This window comes from Arthrobacter sp. S41, from assembly GCF_004320535.1.
Lineage (GTDB): Bacteria > Actinomycetota > Actinomycetes > Actinomycetales > Micrococcaceae > Glutamicibacter.
Genome location: NZ_SIHY01000005.1, coordinates 1 through 5,878, shown reverse-complemented (window position 1 = coordinate 5,878; position 5,878 = coordinate 1). Strand labels below are relative to the sequence as shown.

Here is a 5,878-nt window from a genome sequence, read left to right as displayed (position 1 = left end):
TGGTTAAACAGGTGAGGCCCCAACCAAAAGGTTAGGGCCTCAAACCAACATTCATCTTTATTAAGTTAAGTCCGGCGGTGACCTACTCTCCCACACCCTCACGAGTGCAGTACCATCGGCGCAGTGGGCCTTAGCTTCCGGGTTCGGTATGGGACCGGGCGTTTCCCCCACGCTATGACCGCCGTAACAATCACGAAGCACACAAACCAATTTTCTGGTGTTGTATGAAACGATGCGACAAAAACTACTTGTCAAGTCTCATGTTTAGTTTCGGTTGTCGAGTTGTTGTCTCGTAACCGCATAGTGAACGCGAACAGCAATGATCTTATTAGTCATTATTGTATATATTGTGTGTTGAAAGTCATCGGCCTATTAGTACAGGTCAGCTACACAAGTCTTTAGTCCTTGCTTCCACATCCTGCCTATCAACCCAGTGGTCTAGCTGGGGGCCTCACACACTCAAGGTGCATGGAAATCTCATCTCGAAGCAGGCTTCCCGCTTAGATGCTTTCAGCGGTTATCCCTTCCCAACGTAGCTAATCAGCGATGCACTTGGCAGTACAACTGACACACCAGAGGTTAGTCCGTCCCGGTCCTCTCGTACTAAGGACAGCCCTTCTCAAATTTCCAACGCGCGCAGCGGATAGGGACCGAACTGTCTCACGACGTTCTAAACCCAGCTCGCGTACCGCTTTAATGGGCGAACAGCCCAACCCTTGGGACCTACTCCAGCCCCAGGATGCGACGAGCCGACATCGAGGTGCCAAACCATGCCGTCGATATGGACTCTTGGGCAAGATCAGCCTGTTATCCCCGAGGTACCTTTTATCCGTTGAGCGACGGCCCTTCCACGAGGTGCCGCCGGATCACTAGTCCCGACTTTCGTCCCTGCTCGAGCTGTCACTCTCACAGTCAAGCTCCCTTGTGCACTTACACTCGACACCTGATTGCCAACCAGGCTGAGGGAACCTTTGGGCGCCTCCGTTACATTTTAGGAGGCAACCGCCCCAGTTAAACTACCCATCAGGCACTGTCCCTGAACCAGATCATGGTCCGAAGTTAGGTGACCGGTACAGCCAGAGTGGTATTTCAACGATGACTCCACCTGAACTAGCGTCCAAGCTTCACAGTCTCCCACCTATCCTACACAAGCTGCACCGAACACCAATACCAAACTATAGTAAAGGTCTCGGGGTCTTTCCGTCCTGCTGCGCGTAACGAGCATCTTTACTCGTACTGCAATTTCGCCGAGTTCATGGTTGAGACAGCGGGGAAGTCGTTACTCCATTCGTGCAGGTCGGAACTTACCCGACAAGGAATTTCGCTACCTTAGGATGGTTATAGTTACCACCGCCGTTTACTGGGGCTTAAATTCTCAGCTTCGCAACAAGTTGCTAACCGGTCCTCTTAACCTTCCAGCACCGGGCAGGAGTCAGTCCGTATACATCGTCTTGCGACTTCGCACGGACCTGTGTTTTTAGTAAACAGTCGCTTCCCCCTGGTCTCTGCGGCCCACACCCGCTCACAACTGCAAGAGCTGATCACGGGGCAGGCCCCCCTTCTTCCGAAGTTACGGGGGCATTTTGCCGAGTTCCTTAACCATGATTCTCTCGATCGCCTTAGTATTCTCTACCTGATCACCTGTGTCGGTTTGGGGTACGGGCGGCTGGGACCTCGCGCCGATGCTTTTCTAGGCAGCATAGGATCACCGAATCACCCACCAAAGTGGGCGCCTATCAGGTCTCAGACATCATGAACCGCGGATTTACCTACGACTCGTCCTACACCCTTGGACCAGGTCAATTCCATTGCCTGGCTCGGCTACCTTCCTGCGTCACACCTGTTAATACGCTGACCTCACTGCATCGGTTCCCACCACATCAACCAACAAAAACACCCGAAGGCATCAACAATTGGAATCCATCATGGTTAGCATCAACAGCTCAGTATGGGCGGTCCTTCGCCGGTACGGGAATATCAACCCGTTATCCATCGACTACGCCTGTCGGCCTCGCCTTAGGCCCCGACTAACCCAGGGCAGATTAGCTTAACCCTGGAACCCTTGATCATTCGGCGGACGGGTTTCTCACCCGTCATTCGCTACTCATGCCTGCATTCTCACTCGTATAGCGTCCACCGCTGGTTTACACCGCGACTTCACCCGCTATACGACGCTCCCCTACCCATCCAAACGCCCAATCCGAAGACCAAGCAAATATTTGAATGACGCAACTTCGGCGGTGTGCTTGAGCCCCGCTACATTATCGGCGCGGAATCACTTGACCAGTGAGCTATTACGCACTCTTTCAAGGGTGGCTGCTTCTAAGCCAACCTCCTGGTTGTCAAAGCAACTCCACATCCTTTCCCACTTAGCACACGCTTAGGGGCCTTAGTTGGCGTTCTGGGCTGTTTCCCTCTCGACTATGAAGCTTATCCCCCACAGTCTCACTGCTACGCTCTCACTTACCGGCATTCGGAGTTTGGCTAACGTCAGTAACCTTGTAGGGCCCATTAGCTATCCAGTAGCTCTACCTCCGGTAAGAAACACGTAACGCTGCACCTAAATGCATTTCGGGGAGAACCAGCTATCACGAAGTTTGATTGGCCTTTCACCCCTACCCACAGCTCATCCCCTCCATTTTCAACTGAAGTGGGTTCGGTCCTCCACACGCTCTTACACGCGCTTCAACCTGGCCATGGGTAGATCACTTCGCTTCGGGTCTAGATCACGCCACTCAAACGCCCTATTCAGACTCGCTTTCGCTACGGCTTCCCCACACGGGTTAACCTCGCGACGTAACACTAACTCGCAGGCTCATTCTTCAAAAGGCACGCCATCACCCAGGAACAAGTCCCAGGCTCTAACGGATTGTAAGCGCACGGTTTCAGGTACTATTTCACTCCCCTCCCGGGGTACTTTTCACCATTCCCTCACGGTACTGATTCACTATCGGTCATCAAGTAGTATTCAGGCTTACCAGGTGGTCCTGGCAGATTCACACAAGGTTTCACGGGCCCCGTGCTACTCGGGTATCAACACTAGAACGGCAGACACGCATTACACCTACGGGACTATCACCCTCTATGGTCCGGCATTCCAACCGATTCACCTATACGCCTGCACCTCATCCCACCAGCAAGATAGCGCTGGTACATGTCAACCCCACAACCCCGATGATGCAACGCCTATCCGCTATCACACACCAACCGGTTTAGCCCCATCCGCGTTCGCTCGCCACTACTAACGGAATCACTATTGTTTTCTCTTCCTGCGGGTACTGAGATGTTTCACTTCCCCGCGTTCCCTCCACACAGCCTATACATTCAGCTGCAGGTCACACCACATAACATGGTGCGGGGTTCCCCCATTCGGAAATCCTGGTCTCAACGTCCGGTTATCGACTCCACCAGGCTTATCGCAGATTCCCACGTCCTTCATCGGCTCTTGATGCCAAGGCATCCACCGTGCGCCCTTAAAAACTTCAACACAAAACAAAGTTCTCAGAATTGAGCAATAAAACAATCTAACAAAATCACACAGACAAGACTCAAACACCCCACAACCCAAGGAAAAAGGGTCATAAGACTCATCTCATCTGCAAGATGCTCGCGTTCACTATACAGTTCCCAAACAACAACCCCACACCCCCACAAACACACCCACCAACAACAACCCAAAAGGACCATTGCTCGTACCGAGCATGCCTGCAGCAAACACAGGACAAACACCGAAACACCAAGAACCCCGCCACCCAAGAAGACAATCAACCAACCATCACAACACCAACCCAAAGGCCAGCACCACAACACTTGATCAAATCATCCACCAGGGACGGAGGCTTGTTGCCTCAAAACCCAACAGCATGCCAAACCATACAAACCACACACCATCAACACCCACATTCCAACACCACCACCACACACCAACAAACCCACCCAAAAGGACGGATTCACTCATGTGAAGTAACAATGCGTACTCGCAAGCACCAACACCATACAGCCACAGCCAATACCCCGACACACACCCCAACCACTCATAATGAGGACCAGCGTGCACACGTTTTCCAGTATTGAGTTCATTGATATTCCACCCATGAGCAACCCACCCGTACAACACTCGTGCACAGACATGGGCAACCATAATAATGGTTAGCTCCTTAGAAAGGAGGTGATCCAGCCGCACCTTCCGGTACGGCTACCTTGTTACGACTTAGTCCCAATCGCCAGTCCCACCTTCGACGACTCCCCCCACACAAGGTGGTTAGGCCATCGGCTTCGGGTGTTACCAACTTTCGTGACTTGACGGGCGGTGTGTACAAGGCCCGGGAACGTATTCACCGCAGCGTTGCTGATCTGCGATTACTAGCGACTCCGACTTCATGGGGTCGAGTTGCAGACCCCAATCCGAACTGAGACCGGCTTTTAGGGATTAGCTCCACCTCACAGTATCGCAACCCATTGTACCGGCCATTGTAGCATGCGTGAAGCCCAAGACATAAGGGGCATGATGATTTGACGTCATCCCCACCTTCCTCCGAGTTGACCCCGGCAGTCTCCCATGAGTCCCCACCACTACGTGCTGGCAACATGGAACGAGGGTTGCGCTCGTTGCGGGACTTAACCCAACATCTCACGACACGAGCTGACGACAACCATGCACCACCTGTGAACCAGCCCCGAAGGGAAACCCCATCTCTGAGGCGGTCTGGCACATGTCAAGCCTTGGTAAGGTTCTTCGCGTTGCATCGAATTAATCCGCATGCTCCGCCGCTTGTGCGGGCCCCCGTCAATTCCTTTGAGTTTTAGCCTTGCGGCCGTACTCCCCAGGCGGGGCACTTAATGCGTTAGCTACGGCGCGGAAAACGTGGAATGTCCCCCACACCTAGTGCCCAACGTTTACGGCATGGACTACCAGGGTATCTAATCCTGTTCGCTCCCCATGCTTTCGCTCCTCAGCGTCAGTAAATGCCCAGAGACCTGCCTTCGCCATCGGTGTTCCTCCTGATATCTGCGCATTTCACCGCTACACCAGGAATTCCAGTCTCCCCTACATCACTCTAGTCTGCCCGTACCCACCGCAGATCCGAGGTTGAGCCTCGGACTTTCACGGCAGACGCGACAAACCGCCTACGAGCTCTTTACGCCCAATAAATCCGGATAACGCTTGCGCCCTACGTATTACCGCGGCTGCTGGCACGTAGTTAGCCGGCGCTTCTTCTGCAGGTACCGTCACTTTCGCTTCTTCCCTACTGAAAGAGGTTTACAACCCGAAGGCCGTCATCCCTCACGCGGCGTCGCTGCATCAGGCTTTCGCCCATTGTGCAATATTCCCCACTGCTGCCTCCCGTAGGAGTCTGGGCCGTGTCTCAGTCCCAGTGTGGCCGGTCACCCTCTCAGGCCGGCTACCCGTCGTCGCCTTGGTGAGCCATTACCTCACCAACAAGCTGATAGGCCGCGAGTCCATCCCCCACCGATAAATCTTTCAACAACCCACCATGCGGTAAGAAGTCATATCCGGTATTAGACCCAGTTTCCCGGGCTTATCCCAAAGTCGGGGGCAGGTTACTCACGTGTTACTCACCCGTTCGCCACTAATCACCCGTGCAAGCACGGGGTCATCGTTCGACTTGCATGTGTTAAGCACGCCGCCAGCGTTCATCCTGAGCCAGGATCAAACTCTCCATAAAAAAATAAAAAGCCATCAGCAACCCCTCGGAAAATAAGGGCGAAACCAATGAAGTCCTGGCGAATAAAAAACACTCAAGAACATCACACGGGGGTGCAATGCCTCAAGCAAATGTTATGTATTCACCAAATAAAATAAATATTCGGTATCAACAAACTTGGCACACTATTGAGTTCTCAAACAACAAACACT

Annotated in this window: 3 rRNA genes; all 3 read right to left on the bottom strand. The window is 53.0% G+C overall.

What is annotated here, in order from left to right:
• Positions 1-69: 69 nt before the first annotated feature.
• Positions 70-186 (bottom strand): 5S ribosomal RNA (gene rrf / locus EYR88_RS15920).
• 165 nt (positions 187-351) lie between these two features.
• Positions 352-3,487 (bottom strand): 23S ribosomal RNA (locus EYR88_RS15915).
• A gap of 674 nt (positions 3,488-4,161) precedes the next feature.
• Positions 4,162-5,687 (bottom strand): 16S ribosomal RNA (locus EYR88_RS15910).
• Together the 16S, 23S and 5S rRNA genes form the textbook arrangement of a ribosomal RNA operon.
• Positions 5,688-5,878: the final 191 nt, after the last annotated feature.